We start from the raw sequence: 18,239 nt of genomic DNA, 5'->3' as shown, positions 1-18,239 counted from the left end.
TCATCATAACACATATAACATAGTTAATTCTACACATTTCGGCTATGCTTTTCAAACGTAATAATGATAAAATGAGGAAAAACTGACGTACACCAGAGGAGGGCTCACTTGGAAAAGCCTCCAATTCAACCATATATTATTTTGTTCATTGGCGTTCTTTCCATTTCCACTTCCGCGATTTTCGTCAAGCTCGCAGGAGATGCGCCCGCTGCGATGATCGCTTTTTACCGTCTGGCTATTGCCGTCGGAATCATGGCTCCTTATGTATTATGGAAACATTTCGATGAAATAAAACAAACGAATAAAAAAGATTGGATTCTTGCGATATTATCGGGGGTATTCCTCGCCTTCCACTTTATTTTGTGGTTTGAGTCACTGGATTATACGACCGTTGCAAGTTCCGTCGTCCTGGTTGCCCTTCAGCCCGTCTTCGCCTTCATTGGGACTTACCTTTTTTTCAAAGAGCGCTTCACCATCGGAGCTATCCTGAGTCTTGTTATTACATTGACTGGAAGCGTGATCATCGGATGGGGTGATTTTCAAATCAGCGGCACGGCTTTATTCGGTGATCTGCTGGCCCTGCTTGGCGCTGTTACCGTAACCGGTTATTTTCTGCTTGGTCAGAATTTACGGAAACGTCAGTCCATTATGACCTATACGTTCATCGCTTATGGAATGGCCGCGGTGACACTTCTCATTTATAACCTGGCACTCGGTTATTCTTTTACCGGGTACGACGGAGATCAGTGGCTGATATTTTTAGGTCTTGCAATTATCCCGACCTTCTTCGGCCATACCTTGTTCAACTGGACATTGAAATGGCTCAGCACATCGACGATTTCCATGGCTGTACTTGTCGAACCAATCGGGGCTTCCATTTTAGCCTATTGGATCTTGGGTGAAGGAATCACTTGGACCCAGTGGCTCGGCGGATCGATTGTCCTTTTCGGGCTGATGATGTTCATATTAAGTACGATGCAAAAAGCAAAACCGAAATTCACTCATGAAACAGACCATCGATAAACCGCTAAATTTGATATAATACCTAATAAGAATAGGGAACTCCCCTAATAGTACGATGAATTTAAGAGAGCAGGTGAAGGAATGACGATACAACTGATCATAGATGGAGGCGGCGATCTGCCTCAAGGAATGGTGGAAAAACACAGCATCCACTATGTCCCGTTAAACTTACACTTTGGAGACGAGCACTATAAAACAGGGGAAACGATCGATTTGCCTACGTTTTATGAAAAATTAAAGCAGTCCGAGGAACTTCCTCGTTCTTCTTCTCCAAGTCCTAATGATTTCTATGAAAAATACAAGCAGATTGACGCAGACGATGAAATTCTTGTACTTGCCCTTACGCAAGGACTGAGCAGCACATATGAGAGTGCTGTCATGGGTAAGGACATGCTCCTCGAAGAAGAACCGGATCGTAAAATTGCTGTCCTCAATACATTGACAGCCTCCTGCGGCATAGCCCTGCTGGTGAATGAAGCAACCGCCCGTATGGATGAAGGGTACAACTTTGATCAGCTCGTCTCTCATATGGAGGAACGAATCGAGAAAACAACGACGCTCTTCATCTTGAAGACGTTAGAAAATGTCATCAAAGGCGGACGATTGGATAAAGTCAAAGGCGCCATCGCCAAAACATTGAATATCAAACTCCTTATGAAAGCAAGCGATGAGGAAGGTGCCGTCGAAGTGACAGAAAAAGTTCGGGGCAACAAGAAATCCCTGCGCCGCTTTGTGGAACAAATCGGAGAATATGCATCCAACTTGGAAGACCGCGTCATTGCGATGTCCCACTGCAACGATGAGGAACGAGGAAAGAAAGTATTGAATTCAATTAAAGAACGATATAACTTCAAAGATTCTCTCTTCATGGAGACAGGACCACTGATCTCCACATATGCAGGAGAAGGCGGACTGGTCATCGCATTCTTTAAAGACTAAAAAAACGTCAGAGGTATTTACCTCTGACGTTTTTCTTATGCATGATAATCTTCATATCGGGGTTGGGGGGACAATAAAGCAAGAATACCTGCGGTCACCGGAAATAGAATCGTCAGCAAAATCACTTCCTGATAACCTCCCAGCCAGTCAAAAAACAAACCAAACGGCAGGGGACCAAGCGCTGAGCCAACGACCATGACCGTTTGTGCAAGCCCTTTAATACTGCCAAGGTGTTCCCGTCCAAAATAATTCGGCCAGACGATATTCAATACAATACGTTCAAAACCATTGACAAAACCCCAGAATACACCAAACGCAATAGCCATCCACCATGAATTCGTGAACAGGAGGATAACCAGGGTAAAGATGTGGCCAAAGAACGTGATGGCCAAAATATAATGCACCTTGAAACGATCGACCAGATAACCACTGACAAATGTCACCGGAAATCCGACAACAGCCATTAAAGTCAGCACCATGGCTGCTACGCCTGTATCGAGCCCTCTTAGATCCATGATCGATACCATATGGAAGGTCACCGCTGTGTTAACGAGTGCAGGAACGGTGACACAAAACAAAATAAACCAAAAGGCCCGCGTTGCCATAGCCTCTTTTAAGGTCCAACTCTTTTCATTGACCTCAACGTTCGGGTTTTTCACTTCTTCCCCTTTCACCGGTTTCGGCGTCCCGTCAGGCACTTCTCCGATGTGCTCGGGTTTGTTCCGGATGAAGAAGAAGGCCAATGGAACAAAAAGAATCAACAGTGCGCCTCCCCACAGCCCCCATGTCATTCTCCAACCGAAGGATTCAATCAGCCAAGTATTCAGGGGAGGCAGCAGAGCAGAACTGGCAAAACCACCGATGGCCATTACGCTCAGCGCCCTTCCCCTTTTCCTAATGAACCATTGAGGCACAAGCGTGTTCGGGATCAATGTCATCGACCCCTGACCGAACAATCGAATCATAAAGAAACCGAAAAACATCATAACCGGCCCGAGAAGAAAAGCATTCCAAAACAAAGCTAAAGCTAAAAACGAACCGATCGTAACCATCATTGCCCGCTGTCCGAAGCGGTCGATGAGGCGCCCCATCATAAACAACGTAATCCCTGCTAACAAGGTAGCCGCTGAATAAATACCAGAGACTAAAGACCGCGAATACTCAAAATCTTCTATGTAGTAATCAATAAAAATAGAGATGGAATAGGTTTGACCAGGTCCTGAAAAGAACACACTCAAACCTGCAATCATCACAACAACCCATCCATAATAAAAAGGTGTCTGGATGGGTTGTCCACGATTCTTATTCATGGTTTCTCTTCCCCCTATGGTTGACTTACAAAATCCATCACCTTATCAAACAACTCATCGCTGTCATCCCCATGACAGATTAAATGCTTCGACTTTTTCAGGAAAATGACCTCTTTTTCTTCTGACGGAATTTCCTCTTTCAAATACAAAGCCGCTTTCTTCGGCACCATCCCATCCAGTTCGCCCTGAATGATGAGCACAGGGCAGCGGACCTGCTGTAAATAAGGGCGTGTGAATTGCACACACTTCATAAATTCGAAGGTAGAAAAAAGGTAAGTATCCCTCAATTTTTTCTGGTACCGGAGGAAGAGCTCATTATCCGCGAGTACACCATTCCATGCATCCGCCGCCATTCCAAGCAGATCTTTATACATCTGCGGGAGACTGACATACTTCCCAGCCGCCGATAAAAGCACCAGTCGATTCAGATGGTACTTCGCAGTCAAGTAAGCAGCAATCATCCCTCCCATGGAAAAGCCGATGATGTAAATGGTGTCGTGTCGTTTCATGAGGTCCAGCAAACTAAGTTCTGCTGTAGCAATCCATTCTTGATAATAGTGGCCTTCAAGGTCCAAAGCCTCTCCGTGCCCCGGAAGCGTAGGATTGGCAATCTCCCAATCCGTCCGTGCTTCCAGAAAGTCAACGAGGGGTTGGACTTCATACGGGCTTCCTGTGTACCCGTGAATACATAAACACCCGATACTCATGTTCCTACGCCTCCACCCGATCATTTATTTCGTTATGCGAAACATTATAACACAATCATTTTCCAACTTTTACCCAAAAAATTAACCCTGGTTCCGGAAAAGGCAGCGGTCTGTTTATCCAATTAGCAGCCAGGATGACAGACCAACTTCTTCTCTTAGAAGCACAACCATTACAAGATTGTTCCTCTTCTGTTTTTACGTCTAAAGAAAATGCGCGCTAAATAAATAGCGCGCGGTTTACTTGATTCCTTTAACGAATGTCCCGATTCCTTTAACAATCGGACTGACATCTTTAACGGTTTTTACGACCTGACCCGTAGTGGACATCATTTTGTCGAAATCAATCTGGCCGTCTTCTTTTTGGAAATAACTCATGACGCCTTTGGACATGTTGCCGACGTTGAATGAAGAATTCTGATTCCCGGTCTCAGTATAACCTGTATAGTCGTAACTATTCACATATGGATTTTGAAAACCATACATGGATGGATTATACGGGGCATAACCCCAGACGTTGCCCTGGTTATTAGACATCTGCTGATAATTCACCTGATCGTACGGAAGACTGGAGGGATAACGGTACCAGCCATTGTTGTAGTAATAGTAAGGGTTATATGGGTACATGAATGTTCCACCTTTAACGTATGATACTTCAGCCTATGAAAAAGCACACGAAAAAGTGAAACGAAAGCGATTGATCCCCTAATTTATTGATGATTTTGGACAAAAAAAACAAGTGATGATCATCACTTGTCGAAACCATTCAGGAAAAATTCATGGAGTCAGTCCTAATATACTGAGGGTTTTCTTTTATTCTCAGCTTCTGTTTCATTTTTCGTTCTTGATAACCGAGAATCTTTTCTCCATCTATAAATACAGCGGGTGTACCGTATATGTTGTTTCTTTGCAGTTCTTTGAAGTGGCCACGGTTTTCAGATACATTCCGCTCTTCATAATCAATTTCCCAATCTCCCAATGTTCCTAGTACTTTCTCACAATAGTGACAGTTCCGACTGGTGTACACGATCACTTCCGGGTTACCCAAAGCTCCCCCTCCTTGTGTCTTTTGCAATTCTGCCTAAAAATTTAATACCCGTTTTCACGACAGCTAAACCTATTTCCTCATTAAAATTCACTCATTTTTTGTCACGGTTCTGTTATTTTCAACACATCTCCTTTACATAAACGCTCCCTTTTCTTGAAGACTCGGTTTCGAGACGATTGTGTGGTTCTAGGGGCTCCGGGAAAAGGTTCGCTTTCCATGGGGCGGGCGGTGAGCCTCCCGCGGAAAGCGAGTTATTCCCCGCAGCCCCCATCCACTCAAAAAAATCTCGAAACTGAGTCTTCAAGAAACCTGCCATAAACTTTAATAAACGGCTTAAAAAAGAAGGAGCACACGGCTCCTCCTTTTTCATTATAGTTCTTCAATCGGTGTGTCGCCGCTGATGAGGTCGTAGCTTTGGTGGATGGAATCTTCTACAGACAGAAGATGGACAAGTGTTGCGGCAACATCTTCACGCGGAATCTCTCCCTGTTCTGTACGATCCTTGAGCGTCACCTTACCCGTGCCTGCATCGTTGGTCAGCCCGCCGGGACGGACAATAGTATATTCCAGACCGGTACCTTTCAAGTATTCATCGGCACGCCGTTTCGCGTAAAGATAAAACTTGAAGTCGTCGGGTGCTTCTTCTGCACGGTCTGCACCGATGGAACTTAGCATCATGTATCGCTTCACGCCATTGGCTTCCGCATGCTCCGCTGCCTTAATCGCTCCTTCCTGATCAATGACAATCGTCATGTCTGCGCCTGTATCAGGGCCCGATCCTGCCGCGAAGATGACAGCATCCATGCCTTTGAAAGCATGTTCAAAATCTCTCATCAGATCTGCATGGATCGTTTCTACGCCTTTTTCTTCGAATTGAGGGATCTGCTCCTCCTTACGAACCATGGCATATGGAGTATGCTCGGTTTCTACAAGTTTATCGACAATATGTTTTCCTACTTTACCATTAGCTCCAATAACAAGAACTTTCATGTGAAAACCTCCCAATAAATATGTGACTCCTCCTTGTTTTCCCCTCTTCCTTCCTAATAAACAAATGGATAGGTAAAAGAAGGAAGTTCAATGATCAATCACGAAATGGTAACCAAACCAATGACGGAGGCGAATGGTTATGTCCAACACGTATTTGTTTACTGGTTTCCCAGGATATTTAGCTACAGCCTTAATTGAAGATCTTTTTAGAGGCAGGAAACCCATAGAGAAGGTCTACCTCCTTCATCTTCCCTCCATGGAAAAACAAGCAAAAAAGCAGGTTGAGACGTGGAAAGAGGATCAAGAAGTGAATACCGAAAAAATTGAACTCATTCAAGGGGATATTACTCAGGAAGGGTTGGGGCTGAACCCATCGAAGGCGACGCCATTACGAAAAGAGGTGACCCACGTTTTCCACCTTGCTGCTCTTTATGATTTAGCCGTCCCTCTTCTGCCGGCATGGAAAATCAATGTCCAGGGGACAAGAGAAGTGAATCGATGGGTTTCCCAATGCCTGAAATTGGAACGTTATATTTATTTCAGCACCGCCTACGTTTCCGGAAAACGGGAAGGCACCGTTTATGAAACAGAACTCATTCATGGAAAAGGTTTTAAAAACCACTATGAATACACCAAATACGAAGCAGAAAACCTCGTTCATCGAATGTGCCAAAAGATCCCGACAACCATTATCCGTCCAGGGATTGTAGTCGGTCATACAAAATCGGGGGCGACGGCCAAATTTGATGGCCCCTATTTTATATTAAATCTAGTAGACGCTTTAAGAAATCTGCCCGTTCTTCCTTACTTTGGTAAAGGAAAAGCCCGAGTCAACCTTGTGCCCCAGGATTACGTCATTGAAGCAACAAACTACCTTGCCCACCATTCCGAAAGCAGCGGAAATACGTATCACCTCACGGACCCCAATCCTTACACAGCCAAAGAGATCTACGAACAGCTCAGTTATGTGTACACAGATAAATACCCACATTTCCCCTTGCCGCTGGGTCTAGCCAATCAATCATTGAAACTTCGTCCTTTGCGGAAAGTTCTAGGCATTCAGAGGGAAGCTCTTGATTACTTTCTCTGTAGTGCAAATTATGACAATCGGCAGGCAGAAGTAGATTTAGCTGCTTCAAATATTTTTTGTCCCGACTTTTTCTCCTATACCGAGACACTGGTGGACTATTATCGTGAAAAAAGAGGCGATCCTTCTAAGCATGTGTCCATTTTATAGAAGGAGATTTGGTCATGATCGATGGGGACAAACACGAAAAAGGCAGGAACTCAGGGTTCCTGCCTTTCTCTTAGGATTGGATTGTACAAATCATCACTGCGCTTCCATCCAATGTTCATACAGAGATTCCAAGTCTTTTTCCAACTGCTCTTTTTGATGTTGGAGTTCCATTAGCTCTTGAACATCGTCACCGTGCAGCATCTGTTGATCAACCGTAGAGATCTCTTGTTCCAGACGGGCAATTTCTTTTTCCCAATCAATGGTCGGTTCTTCTTTCACTGGCGGTTCTGGCTTTCTGTATTTTTCATTTTTTACCGTCTGCTCTTTCTCTTGCACTTCTAAAAGAGCGTGCCAATGCTTTTTCGTTTCTTCATACGTCCCGATATAGCGGTGAAGTTTTCCACTCACCAGAAAAGCGGTGTGAGTGAAACACTGGTCCAGGAAATGCCTGTCGTGGGAAACTCCTATGACTGTCCCCGTAAATTGGTTCAACGCTTCTTCGAGAACTTCCTGGGATTCCACATCCAGATGGTTGGTCGGTTCATCCAGAATCAGGACTTGGATATCCTGATGCATAAAGATCGCAAGCTTCAAACGCATTTGCTCTCCTCCGCTCAAATGGCGGATTTTACGGAAGACATCATATCCATAAAACATGAAGCCCGCAAGCCTGTGCCGTGCTTCCCCTTCTGTCACCCGGATGTGATCTCTGAAGTGGTCGATCATCCGCTGATCGCGATCGGCTTCCTGCAGAGGGTTTTGAGGAAGATAGCCGATTTTAATGGAAGGCGCTCGCTTGATTGTCCCTGCGCTGGCCATTTCTTTTTCCAGCAAAATTTTCAAGAGGGTGGATTTCCCACTTCCGTTGGCTCCCACAATCGCAATCCGGTCCTGATAACGGACGTGGAGGTCGACACCGTCCAAAATCTTCTCATTGCCGTACTGTTTCTCCAGCGATTCAATCGTAAATACGTCCTTCCCTGTCCGCCCATCTGCTTCTAGGGAGAGGTTCATTCTTTTCGGATCGATGACCGGCTTATCGATTTTCTCCATTCGTTCCAGTGCTTTTTCCATACTTTTCGCTTTCTTAAAAAGCTTAGGGTTCGGTGGAGTGGCTTCATTCGCCCATTGCCTCAACCTTCGTATGGCCTCTTTCATCTTTTTTATTTTCTTCTGCTGTTCTTCATACTGGTGAAATTCAGCAAGCAGTTTTTCTTCTTTCTGTTTCTCAAAAGCGGTGTAGTTTCCTTTGTACGTATCGATTTCTCCCGATTCCAAATCCATAATGTCTGTTACGATGTGATCAAGGAATGCCCGGTCATGAGAAATCACGCAAATGGTCCCGTCGTAGGCTTGCAAATACGCTTCCAGCCATTCAATCGCCTGTAAATCCAAATGGTTCGTCGGTTCATCCAGCAAAAGAACGTCGGGGTCTTCCAACAACAACTTGGCAAGACCTAGTTTCGTCTTTTCTCCTCCGCTTAACCTTGAAAATGGCTGGTCCAGCAAATGATGGATATTCAACCCGTTCGCCACTTGTTTTATGGAGGCATCCATCTCGTATCCACCCCGTTGTGTGAAACGCTCCTGTATTTCCCCATAAGCGGCAATGGCTTTTTCCATTTTATCAGGATTTGTCATATCTACTTCTAATTCTTTCATCTGTTCAGCTAAAGAAATAAGCTCAGTAAAGGCCAGCTGCAAGTACTCTCTCCCCGTCCCCTTCCAGGCGGACGGAATCTGTTTCAAATACCCGATGGTCGCTCCCTTTTGAATGAAAAGATCGCCACCATCCAACGATTCCTCTTTGGTCATGATTCTGAAAAGGGTCGACTTACCGCTGCCATTCCGGCCGACAAGCCCGACACGCTGACCAGGTTTGATTTCCATATCCAACGCTTCGAACAATACTTCTCCGCCAACAATTTTATATAAATTTTTTAATGTTATGATCACTGCAAATTCCTCCTAAAGACTTTTTGAAGACACAAAAAAAGTCAGAGGTCCCGTTACCTCTGACTTTTATCTGTGAATAATCAGGTATGAGACGTTACATTGCTTCACTATTCAGTTGCCATTTTGGACATACGTGTCCCGTTGACAGCTGAATCATGAATAATTGCACGGCGTACATAGTTAATTTGATAGTCAAGCACGTGCATCTGTAACATCTTCATACCCTCCTTTGTCTTTAGAATTACTCTCATTGTATCGGATCGTCAGAAAATTTGCTACTCTTTTTTAGTTTCTGCGGATTTCCCAAGTTTCTTCAATAATTCGATAGCATCGTTCTTTTCTTCATCCGTCAGCCCGTCCATGATTGATTCAATCTCTTTCCAATGGTCAGGGAAAATGCCGTTCAACAGGTCCCGACCTTTTTCAGTAATGGACGCATAAGTAATACGCCGGTCATTTGGACAAGGCACGCGTTTCAAGTATTCCTTTTTCTCCAGCTTGTCCACCACATACGTGATACTTCCGCTCGCGAGCAGAATTTTCTCCCCGATCTTCTGTAATGGCTGATCTCCCTGGTGATACAGAAGCTCAAGCACCCCGAATTCTGTCGGGTTCAATTCATATCGCTGGATATCGTCCTTCACTAAATCTGCGATGGTGCGTTGAGCTTTTGTCAATACGACAAACAGCTTCAGCGAAGGATCTTGTTTTTTCTTGCGGTACAGTTCTTGTTCGTTCATCACGTTCGCCCATCCTTTACAAAATATAAAGATAGTATAAGTTTAACAAATTCTAACTGTCAAACCATCCCTTTTCCGCAAATTCACGGTTTCCTTAAGGGGTGTCCATATTCTGCAGTGCGTTGGGTCCTCCACTTAAGAAGGTGAAATGACCTGGGAGCACCTCCAATTTCTCCGGTGTCTTCCCTTTGATTTCACCGTCCATATCCACATCCTGCTTGAATTCAACATCGATGTTCACTTTCTCCCCTTGATAGTGGGAAATCTCTTGAAATTCATTTTGGTCGGCTTGCGGGCGCCCCATCGTCATTAATTCACGGAATAGTGTCAAGTTGGAATTCTTCACGATGAGCACGTCAAACTTCCCATCCTGCAGGTTGATCGTTGGAACAGGGACACGCCTCGTCCCAATGAATTGTCCATTCATAATCAGAATCATTACCGCCTCACCATCGACTTCTTCGTCATCTATCGTCATTTTATAATGAAAAGGGGTGGCCTGATTCATCGTTTTCAGTGCGCTCATGAAATAACTGAGCACACCGAACCGGTTTTTCTGGGTTTCGTCAATGTTAAAGGAGGTTTGTGTCACCAATCCAATGCCCCAGAAGTTAATAAAATAATCGTCCTCTGTCCTGCCTGCATCCACAGTAACCTCTTCTCCATCAATGATGGATGCAGCTGCCTGATTGAGCCGCTGGGGCGTATCCAGCACCCTGCTGAAATCGTTACACGTGCCACCTGGCAGCACACCGATCACCGGACGTTTCTCCAACGGTGCCAGACAATTGATGACTTCATGTAAGGTACCATCTCCCCCGAAGATGAAAAAGACATCGACCTCCGGACCATAATGCCGGCAGTTCCCATATAAATCATCCAAAGACAGAGTTTGGATGACCTTTAACTCTTTCACCTCTTTACTCAAGGCAGGCAACACTTGAGAAAGAGCCGTTTCCATCTCTGCTTCGTCCTTTTTTCCGTTATATATAAAGATTCCACTTTGATAACGAGGCATAGAATCCCTTCCTTCCTCTTATCATAATTGACTAAATATCTTTCTTTGAAACCACTCGTACTTCATTTAAGGTTTGAAAAAGTCTTTGCGGCTCATCGACGCTCAGGAAAATCTTCGTGACTTTACATTTGAAACCAAATAGACGATACCCCTCTACCGCTTCGCTCAACCTTATTTCTAACTGTGGAGGCACCTTTTCAAGTCCAGCGAGCATCAGGGAGAAGGAATGACGTCCCTCAGGTATCGTCTCCCCTTCATACCAACGAACGGCTTTCACTTTTTCTAAGGGAACCGTCATATGAAAACGAAGCCCCTTTTGAAAATGGAGATGAGTTTTCTGAATGACGACAGGACTTTTACGGATAGCTTGATAGTCAGCGATTAAAAAGACGAGCGCATAAAGATCCAGGACGGTGGCCATCCATGCAATCGTGTGACTGTACTGCATGAGCATGACATGGACAGCAATGATTTCAATAAGCATGGCATGAACAAGCATGAGAAACACACCGAAGTATTCACTATTTTTGTGATAACTGAACGTTTGGGCTCCGGCCGGCTTATGATCAAGATGCGGAAAGAAAGCATAGCGGATAACAGCGGCGTCTGTGGTGATCACCCCGATCAGCCGTTCCAATTTTGGAAAACCTCCAAACGTTTGCTGAGTCGCTGTATGAATTCTCGAAAGTACATGTGGATAGGTGTGGATGGAAGCTTTGAAGTGTTGTTTCCATATCTTCAGTTTTTTGATGAAAACGACAAGGAGGAAAAGTTCCAAGAGGATAAAACCAGCCTCGACGAGGATAATGGTTACGTTCATATATTGCAGATGGTCTTTTGCATAAGCGGGAACAATCCAGTGAATGAACCCTGCTCCTAAGAGCCATAGAGGAGCAAGCAGCGACAAGGTCGGCTTTCTGCGGAGTACAAACAGGAAAAGCACCACAGGAAGAACAATCATGATGTCTAAGACAGTTGCCCATACAAGTAGCGGCGGAACTTGACCGGTGATTTCCATTTTTTGAATGAAAAAGTTTGACAAGAGTAAGACTGCCAAAAAAAGCAAGCCACCGTAAAATGACTTCGGATGAGTTTTTAATGTTTGAACCATACGATCACTCCTTCTTTTCCTTTATTTTACTATAAAGAAGCAGTAGTGATTGAGCTTTGATAAGTAAAAGTTCATGGAAAGGTGAAGAGTTCATAAGACTGCCATATCTCCCCTAAAGGAGACACTTTCGTTTACTTCTAAGCAAAGTCGTATTATACTATAATTTGTTTAGGGGGCTAAGTAAATATGAAGCAAAACATAGATCAAATCTTAGGTTACAACATCAATATGGTCGCACATTTCTTACAGAATATATACAACCAGCGCTTAGGAGAATACGGGTTGACCCATTCACAGGCGAAGGTCATCTACTTTCTTGCCAAAGCGGGAGAGCAATCCCAAACGGACCTGCAAAAACAGCTCCACATCAAAGCATCATCAATGAACGGCTTGATCGAAACACTCTTAAAGCATGACCGGATCATGAAAAGGTCCTGCCAAAAAGACAAACGGACAAAACTTGTGAAGCTTACGGATAAAGGATTAGAGTTGCATGCAACCATTCTGAAAATCGTCGCTGATATCGAAGAAGAAGCGAACCAGGGGCTTTCAAAAGAAGAACAGCAAATCATGGTGTCCTGGTTGAAGAAAATGCAAGACAACTTGAAACCTAAAACTTCAAGGAGCGAAGACAAATGAAACAACAAAGTCAGCGGTTAGGGACCCAACCCATCCCTAAATTATTAATGAATTTATCCGTTCCCGCCATGATCGGCATGTTCGTCATGGCTCTGTACAATGTCGTTGACACGCTTTTCATCGCACGTGGTGTCGGTATTTTAGGCGTCTCCGGTGTCAGTATCGGTTTCCCGGTGATGATGATCATCATGGCCATTGCCGCAGCCGTCGGTATCGGTGGTGCCTCTGTCATCTCCAGACGTTTAGGGGAAAACAAACCGGAAGAAGCCAACCAGGTATTCGGTAACATCCTTTTTACGATTGTGGTCGTCTCAAGTTTCGGATTCATCGGCGCCTTCACTTTTCTTGAACCATTACTGAGATTGTTCGGAGCAACTGAGAACATTATGCCTTATGCAACGGACTATTTGTTCCCGATCATGCTTGGATCGTTCTTCTTCTCTTTCGCCTTTACGACGAACAGCATCATCCGTTCTGAAGGAAACTCCAAGTTTGCCATGATTACGATGATTATCCCGGCTGTTTTGAATATGATCCTCGATCCGATCTTCATCTTCGGCTTGGATATGGGGGTGCAGGGGGCTTCTGTCGCCACCGTTATCTCCCAGGCGACCGTAACCATCGTCGTCTTGAATTATTTCTTAAAAGGGAAATCTTCGCTTGTGGTCAAAGTATCCTACTTGAAGCCGCAATGGACCGTTATCCGTGAAGTGTTAACCATTGGAATGCCGGCTTTCATCCGACAAGTATCCGGGAGCGGCATGATGATCGCCATCAACCTCATGCTGATTAAATTCGGTGGTGAATTCGAGGTCGGGGTCTTCGGAATTGTCCAGAAGCTCGCCATGTTTACGATCATGCCTATGATTGGTGTACTCCAAGGCATGCAGCCCATTATCGGTTATAATTACGGGGCCAAAAATTACGACCGCCTGAAAGAAACGGTCTTGCTCGGTATGAAAGTCGTTACGGTCATCTCTGCAGGCATTTTCATTTTGATGATGGCCTTCCCTGAAGGGTTGATGAACATCTTCACTGGAGATGAAGCGACCATTGATACTGGTGCTTATGCCATCCGTATCATGTTCGCTCTTGCCATTCTGATCGGTGCCCAGGTTGTCAGCGGCGGCCTTTATCAAGCATTAGGAATGGCAAAGCCAGCGCTGATCTTATCTATGGCGCGTCAAGTTCTATTCTTGATTCCGCTCGTCTTGATTTTGCCGAACTTCTTCGGAGTGACAGGCGTATGGCTCGCCTTCCCTCTTTCTGACCTGTTCGCTTTTGTTCTATCCATGATCTTTCTATACAAAGATCGAGCCCTATTTTTCAAAGCGAAAGACCAAGATCCGCCCTACCAGGCGGCGCCTTCTCAAGGCTGAATAAAAAGCACGGTGCATCCAGCACCGTGCTTTTTTCTAATTAATAGTAAAGAAAATGGGAGGATTATGGAAGACTCAGTTTCGATACATTTGTGGTGTGGATGGGGCTGCGGGGAATAGTTCGCCCCTTTACCATGAAAGATTCTCGAAACACTCCTAAAAGGTCAGCATGAATGATTAAGCGAAATGAATCATATAAAAATTTTCCGCTTCAATGAATTTAAAGTTTGATATAAAGCACTCTTATGCCGACTTATGAGAGAGGAGTAAGGGACACTCTCCCTCGGTATTGGGGGTTCGTTTCTCTCTTCAACGAATGGGGTGGTTGGGAAGCTGCGAGACTCCCGTGGGAGAAAGGAGATCGGCGAGATCCCGCAGGGCGGTAGCCCGAGGAAGCTCGCCCCCCCCCCACAGGAAGGCGAGTAGCTTCCCAACCACCCCTGACGCTCAAATCAGGTAACGAGCCCCCAAACGTCTCAAAACTGAGTCTTCAAGAAAAGGCAGCTTATATAAAAAGATACATTGGGGTTTATCCCCCCTAACTTTTTCCAAACAGTTTACAAGGTAATTATAGCAACAACTGACAATTTCCGTTAGAATAAGACAGAGAGTTTTATTTTCTATATTAAAGGATGGAACGCATGACATACTCGATTCATTTAATAAAACTATTTACAAGCCGAGAAGACCATTTGTTCAAGCTGAACGAAGCGGAACGGCTCAAAAACGTTTGGAATCTATTATTCTTTTTATTAGGTTTGACGATTCTTACATATGTCTGGACAGCGTGGCTTGGTCTCGGTACAGATGCGATTTCTGCCAACATGTCTGACCTGAACAGAGTCGAATATGAAATGAGGAAAGCATGGTTCTTACTTGGACGCGCCGGATTTGCCATCCTTTTATTCTTGTTCACGCTCTTCATTTCATCTTTCTTTTTCTGGTTGTTCAATAATGTTTCTTATAAAAAACTTTTCATTCTGCAGATGAATGTCCTGCTGATCATGCTGATCGAACGGATCACCTGGATTCCTCTCATGGTTTATGCAGGTATTGACTGGTACGTCTCTCCCTTTTCTTTCGGAGTGATCGCCTCTTATTTCACCAGCATTGATTGGGTCATTTACTTATGCGGAGCCATCTCCATTTTTCAGCTTTTCATCATCTGGTACCAGGTGAAGTGCATCTCCTGGCTGTCCAAGACGAAAATTGGCTGGATCTGGGTCGGTGTTGTTTTCTGGCATATGTTGTTGTGGGCAGGTACAGCCGCCCTATCTAAATTCGATTTGTATCTCCTTTATTTACTCAGATAAGAAAGCAGCAGGTGTAAAGATCTATGAAAAAAATCAATGTTAAAGGCAGAATCCTGGGAATTTTGATTGTCGCCTTCGTTACGACCAATGCTTTCCTCATCTTCCTCGATGAAGGAGAACAAGTGGATCGCAAGTCTTATATCAAGGAATGGTCCAAGACAATCACCTATGATTTATTTGAAAAAATGGATACAAAGGCTGTGTTCGCATCAGAGGAATCAGAACCGGTCTATTTTAACGAAGATGTTGGATCGTTCCATGAGTTCCTTGTTGAAGAAGGGGACACTGTCAGCGAAGGCGATGACCTCTACACATATGATGTTTTAAACTATTATCAGGAAGAAGCTCGCCTTCAGTCCGAAGTAAGCCGGTTAGAAGAAGAAATTGATGCTATTGAAGGTTTGATTGACGAAATTGAAAGCTATCGCGTACCTGACCCTCCAGACACCGACAACAACTCAAGTCTTTTCAACAATAATTCTGATACAAGTGACACGACTCCTCCTTCCTACGTAGAGACCGAATATATGAAAGAAGAGAAAATCGCCGAGCAAGAAGCAGAACTGACAAAACAGGAAGCCATGCTCGAAATGATAGAAGATCAACTGGACCAGCTCCAGGACGAAGGTGATCGAATCACCGTTACAAGCGCGTTTTCTGGTACAGTCAGCGAAATCTCAAAAGACCTTGAATCTCCACTTCTTACATTGGAATCTACGAATCTTGTATTAAAAGGGGCAATTCCTGAACAGGAACGGAAGGAAATCGAAGAAGAGATGGTCGTCGAAATCCATGTACCTGAAATGGAATATGAAACAACAGGTACATTAGATTCTGTTGACAATTACCCGGAAGAAGTTGAGGTTCACCGCTCAAGCCGCTATCCTTTTACCGTATCTCTTGAAGATCCTTCAGAAGATTTGCTGGCTGGCTATCATGCCGATTTGAAAATCATTACAGATGAAGCGTTAGGTGCCGTCACCGCTATTGAGAAAGCGCTGGAGACTGAAGAGAACCTTTATGCATGGGTAATGAATGAGGAAGGAATCTTAGAGCGCCGCGATATCGAAACAGGTGTTGAAGAACAAGGACTCGTTGAAATTCTATCTGGTCTTGAAGATGGTGAATGGCTGGCTGTCGAGCCGAAAGATGAATTCAGAAATGAAGCGATCTTCTTCACACCATTACATACCGATGACCTTAGAGTACGCCAGATGTTCAAGATGGAACGCCAGTCCATCCTGACTTACGGTTTACTAGGCATCCTATCACGATAACGTCAGAGAAAAACCGGCTGTCTTGGGGACAGCCGGTTTTTCTTTGTTCACTCAACAAATCCCCTCCATGATTTATTAAAGAATATGGCAGGTTTCTTGAATAATTGATTTCGAGATTTCTGCGTGTTTAGGGGTTCCGGGAAAAGGTTCTCAAAGTCCCTTTACCAGTAACCTGCCGAGCTCTGAATTTTTGAGAAAAGAAGGAAAAGAATTGTTTTACATTTGCATCTGTACGTGGCACATGGGACGATAGTAGTTAGATAGAATGACAACGAAAGAAGTAAAAGGGGTATGAAAATGAAATTAAGTGTATTGGATCAATCCCCTATCTTAACAGGGACAGACCCAAAAGAAGCCTTACAACAAACAACAGAACTCGCAAAGTGGACGGATAAGCTGGGATATCACCGTTTCTGGGTGTCCGAACATCATAGTACAAGCAGTCTTGCAGGGTCTGCACCTGAGATACTTGCGGCTCACCTGGCTGCTCATACAAAAAACATCCGCATTGGTACAGGGGGCGTATTACTCCCCCATTACAGTTCCTATAAAGTGGCGGAAGCCTTTCGAATTCTTGAAACCCTCCACCCTGACCGCATCGACCTTGGGGTAGGCCGGGCTCCAGGTGGAATGCCCAACGTCAATTTAGCATTGAACCGCGGGAAGCTGCCGAGTATTGAAGACTATCCATCTCAGGTAGAAGAGTTAATGGCTTATTTACACGGGCATGATCCGCACGGAATGGACATTTATGCGACCCCGAAAGGAGAAACAGCCCCACCCGTGTGGATGCTTGGATCAAGTGGCACCAGCGCACGTTTAGCTGCAGACTTAGGTGTATCCTACTCCTTCGCCCATTTCATCAATGGACGAGGAGGCATACGGGCAATGGATCGCTATCAGGATTATTTCACAACCTCTATGCAGCAGAGTAGTCCAGCCGGGAATGTTTCTGTATTTGTCGTCTGTGCAGAAACGGATGAGTATGCCGAATACCTTGCTGCAAGTTTGGATCTTGCTCTTCTCCAGATTGAACAAGGCGGGAAACGCACACATTTCCCTACTCCTGATGAAGCGCTCAACCATAAATACACCCTTTTCGAAGAAGAACGAATCCAAGATAACCGAAACCGAATGATTGTCGGCTCTGCCGATAAAGTAAAAGAAGAAATTGAACAATTGGCGGAAAGTTACAACGTAGATGAAGTGATCGTCAACACGATCGTCACTCCATTTGAAGATCGTTTACGCTCCTACGAACTCCTGGCTGATGCCTTTCAATTAAGTCACTCCCAAACCACGATGACCTAACGTCATCGTGGTTTTTTTATTCCCTATTATTCAACTAAATGGCAGGATTGTGGAAGACTTGATTTCGAGACTTTCGTTGGAGTTTAGGGGCTCCGGGAAAAGATTCGCTTTCCGTGGGCGAGTGATGAGCCTCCTCGAGCTAACGCTCTGCGGGGTCTCATCTACCACGCACTTCCCACAGGAGTCTCACCGTTTCCCTCCGCCCCTTTGCCATATGAGGTTCTCGAAATCCCTCTTATATTAC

18 protein-coding genes are annotated in these 18,239 nt (G+C 44.7%); 8 read left to right on the top strand and 10 right to left on the bottom strand.

All coding sequences use genetic code 11. The annotated features are described in order from the left end of the window. Positions 1 to 108: 108 nt before the first annotated feature. A complete protein-coding gene (locus VKA52_RS01690) occupies positions 109 to 1,023 on the top strand; it encodes a DMT family transporter (protein WP_326313966.1) in 915 nt (304 codons plus the stop codon). Between the two features lie 81 nt (positions 1,024 to 1,104). After that, positions 1,105 to 1,962 carry a DegV family protein gene (locus tag VKA52_RS01685; protein WP_326313965.1) on the top strand — a complete coding sequence of 286 codons (858 nt, stop codon included), beginning with the start codon at positions 1,105 to 1,107 and terminating at the stop codon, positions 1,960 to 1,962. 35 nt (positions 1,963 to 1,997) lie between these two features. Here the strand turns inward: VKA52_RS01685 and VKA52_RS01680 are convergent, their stop codons facing one another. From VKA52_RS01680 to VKA52_RS01660, 5 genes are all read right to left on the bottom strand, one after another. After that, positions 1,998 to 3,272, bottom strand: a complete 1,275-nt coding sequence (locus VKA52_RS01680) for an MFS transporter (RefSeq protein WP_160916869.1) — start codon at positions 3,270 to 3,272, stop codon at positions 1,998 to 2,000. A gap of 14 nt (positions 3,273 to 3,286) precedes the next feature. Next, positions 3,287 to 3,979: an alpha/beta hydrolase gene (locus VKA52_RS01675; RefSeq protein ID WP_160916868.1), complete on the bottom strand. Its 693-nt coding sequence runs from the start codon at positions 3,977 to 3,979 to the stop codon at positions 3,287 to 3,289. Between the two features lie 237 nt (positions 3,980 to 4,216). Beyond that, positions 4,217 to 4,603 carry a YppG family protein gene (locus tag VKA52_RS01670; RefSeq protein WP_160916867.1) on the bottom strand — a complete coding sequence of 129 codons (387 nt, stop codon included), beginning with the start codon at positions 4,601 to 4,603 and terminating at the stop codon, positions 4,217 to 4,219. Positions 4,604 to 4,742: 139 nt separating this feature from the next. Next, the gene (locus VKA52_RS01665; protein WP_160916866.1) at positions 4,743 to 5,024 is read right to left on the bottom strand and encodes a glutaredoxin family protein; all 282 of its coding nucleotides are present in this window, start codon (positions 5,022 to 5,024) and stop codon (positions 4,743 to 4,745) included. Positions 5,025 to 5,393: 369 nt separating this feature from the next. Then, positions 5,394 to 6,014: an SDR family oxidoreductase gene (locus tag VKA52_RS01660; protein ID WP_326313964.1), complete on the bottom strand. Its 621-nt coding sequence runs from the start codon at positions 6,012 to 6,014 to the stop codon at positions 5,394 to 5,396. Positions 6,015 to 6,153: 139 nt separating this feature from the next. Here VKA52_RS01660 and VKA52_RS01655 point away from each other — a divergent pair, with 139 nt between their 5' ends. Further along, positions 6,154 to 7,251, top strand: a complete 1,098-nt coding sequence (locus VKA52_RS01655; RefSeq protein ID WP_326313963.1) for an SDR family oxidoreductase — start codon at positions 6,154 to 6,156, stop codon at positions 7,249 to 7,251. Positions 7,252 to 7,344: 93 nt separating this feature from the next. On the opposite strand, the gene abc-f is transcribed toward VKA52_RS01655, so the two are convergent. From abc-f to VKA52_RS01630, 5 genes are all read right to left on the bottom strand, one after another. After that, complete coding sequence (gene abc-f / locus VKA52_RS01650) at positions 7,345 to 9,207, bottom strand: ribosomal protection-like ABC-F family protein (protein WP_326313962.1); 1,863 nt, start codon at positions 9,205 to 9,207, stop codon at positions 7,345 to 7,347. A 107-nt stretch (positions 9,208 to 9,314) separates the two neighbouring features. Next, entirely contained in the window at positions 9,315 to 9,422 is a 108-nt protein-coding gene (locus VKA52_RS01645) for an RAxF-45 family protein (RefSeq protein ID WP_279626144.1), read from the bottom strand. Positions 9,423 to 9,482: 60 nt separating this feature from the next. Further along, positions 9,483 to 9,947: a MarR family winged helix-turn-helix transcriptional regulator gene (locus VKA52_RS01640; RefSeq protein ID WP_160916894.1), complete on the bottom strand. Its 465-nt coding sequence runs from the start codon at positions 9,945 to 9,947 to the stop codon at positions 9,483 to 9,485. A 94-nt stretch (positions 9,948 to 10,041) separates the two neighbouring features. Further along, positions 10,042 to 10,965: a YegS/Rv2252/BmrU family lipid kinase gene (locus tag VKA52_RS01635; RefSeq protein ID WP_326313961.1), complete on the bottom strand. Its 924-nt coding sequence runs from the start codon at positions 10,963 to 10,965 to the stop codon at positions 10,042 to 10,044. 31 nt (positions 10,966 to 10,996) lie between these two features. Next, positions 10,997 to 12,076, bottom strand: coding sequence for a hypothetical protein (locus tag VKA52_RS01630; protein WP_326313960.1), 1,080 nt, complete (start codon positions 12,074 to 12,076; stop codon positions 10,997 to 10,999). 186 nt (positions 12,077 to 12,262) lie between these two features. On the opposite strand from VKA52_RS01630, the gene VKA52_RS01625 reads away from it, so the two are divergent. The 5 genes from VKA52_RS01625 to VKA52_RS01605 all read left to right on the top strand — a co-directional run bounded on the left by VKA52_RS01625 (position 12,263) and on the right by VKA52_RS01605 (position 17,995). After that, positions 12,263 to 12,715 carry a MarR family winged helix-turn-helix transcriptional regulator gene (locus VKA52_RS01625; RefSeq protein ID WP_160916855.1) on the top strand — a complete coding sequence of 151 codons (453 nt, stop codon included), beginning with the start codon at positions 12,263 to 12,265 and terminating at the stop codon, positions 12,713 to 12,715. Continuing rightward, complete coding sequence (locus tag VKA52_RS01620; RefSeq protein ID WP_160916853.1) at positions 12,712 to 14,094, top strand: MATE family efflux transporter; 1,383 nt, start codon at positions 12,712 to 12,714, stop codon at positions 14,092 to 14,094. The genes VKA52_RS01625 and VKA52_RS01620 overlap by 4 nt, the downstream gene beginning before the upstream one ends. Before the next feature lie 632 nt (positions 14,095 to 14,726). Next, positions 14,727 to 15,407 carry a hypothetical protein gene (locus VKA52_RS01615; protein ID WP_326313959.1) on the top strand — a complete coding sequence of 227 codons (681 nt, stop codon included), beginning with the start codon at positions 14,727 to 14,729 and terminating at the stop codon, positions 15,405 to 15,407. 23 nt (positions 15,408 to 15,430) lie between these two features. After that, complete coding sequence (locus tag VKA52_RS01610) at positions 15,431 to 16,684, top strand: efflux RND transporter periplasmic adaptor subunit (RefSeq protein WP_326313958.1); 1,254 nt, start codon at positions 15,431 to 15,433, stop codon at positions 16,682 to 16,684. A gap of 297 nt (positions 16,685 to 16,981) precedes the next feature. After that, positions 16,982 to 17,995, top strand: a complete 1,014-nt coding sequence (locus tag VKA52_RS01605; protein ID WP_326313974.1) for an LLM class flavin-dependent oxidoreductase — start codon at positions 16,982 to 16,984, stop codon at positions 17,993 to 17,995. The last annotated feature ends 244 nt before the right edge of the window (positions 17,996 to 18,239 follow it).

The organism is Halobacillus sp. HZG1 (assembly GCF_035818575.1).
In the GTDB taxonomy this organism is placed as follows: domain Bacteria; phylum Bacillota; class Bacilli; order Bacillales; family Halobacillaceae; genus Halobacillus; species Halobacillus litoralis.
The sequence above is the reverse complement of the archived record's forward strand: the minus strand, read 5'-3'. Positions and strand labels throughout refer to the sequence as shown.

Excerpts from the sequence above, each read along its gene's own strand:
- VKA52_RS01685 (WP_326313965.1), top strand. The coding sequence starts at position 1,105 with ATGACGATACAACTGATCATAGATGGAGGCGGCGATCTGCCTCAAGGA.
- VKA52_RS01680 (WP_160916869.1), bottom strand. The coding sequence starts at position 3,272 with ATGAATAAGAATCGTGGACAACCCATCCAGACACCTTTTTATTATGGA.
- VKA52_RS01675 (WP_160916868.1), bottom strand. The coding sequence starts at position 3,979 with ATGAGTATCGGGTGTTTATGTATTCACGGGTACACAGGAAGCCCGTAT.
- VKA52_RS01670 (WP_160916867.1), bottom strand. The coding sequence starts at position 4,603 with ATGTACCCATATAACCCTTACTATTACTACAACAATGGCTGGTACCGT.
- VKA52_RS01660 (WP_326313964.1), bottom strand. The coding sequence starts at position 6,014 with ATGAAAGTTCTTGTTATTGGAGCTAATGGTAAAGTAGGAAAACATATT.
- VKA52_RS01655 (WP_326313963.1), top strand. The coding sequence starts at position 6,154 with ATGTCCAACACGTATTTGTTTACTGGTTTCCCAGGATATTTAGCTACA.
- VKA52_RS01645 (WP_279626144.1), bottom strand. The coding sequence starts at position 9,422 with ATGTTACAGATGCACGTGCTTGACTATCAAATTAACTATGTACGCCGT.
- VKA52_RS01640 (WP_160916894.1), bottom strand. The coding sequence starts at position 9,947 with ATGAACGAACAAGAACTGTACCGCAAGAAAAAACAAGATCCTTCGCTG.
- VKA52_RS01635 (WP_326313961.1), bottom strand. The coding sequence starts at position 10,965 with ATGCCTCGTTATCAAAGTGGAATCTTTATATATAACGGAAAAAAGGAC.
- VKA52_RS01630 (WP_326313960.1), bottom strand. The coding sequence starts at position 12,076 with ATGGTTCAAACATTAAAAACTCATCCGAAGTCATTTTACGGTGGCTTG.
- VKA52_RS01625 (WP_160916855.1), top strand. The coding sequence starts at position 12,263 with ATGAAGCAAAACATAGATCAAATCTTAGGTTACAACATCAATATGGTC.
- VKA52_RS01620 (WP_160916853.1), top strand. The coding sequence starts at position 12,712 with ATGAAACAACAAAGTCAGCGGTTAGGGACCCAACCCATCCCTAAATTA.
- VKA52_RS01615 (WP_326313959.1), top strand. The coding sequence starts at position 14,727 with ATGGAACGCATGACATACTCGATTCATTTAATAAAACTATTTACAAGC.
- VKA52_RS01610 (WP_326313958.1), top strand. The coding sequence starts at position 15,431 with ATGAAAAAAATCAATGTTAAAGGCAGAATCCTGGGAATTTTGATTGTC.
- VKA52_RS01605 (WP_326313974.1), top strand. The coding sequence starts at position 16,982 with ATGAAATTAAGTGTATTGGATCAATCCCCTATCTTAACAGGGACAGAC.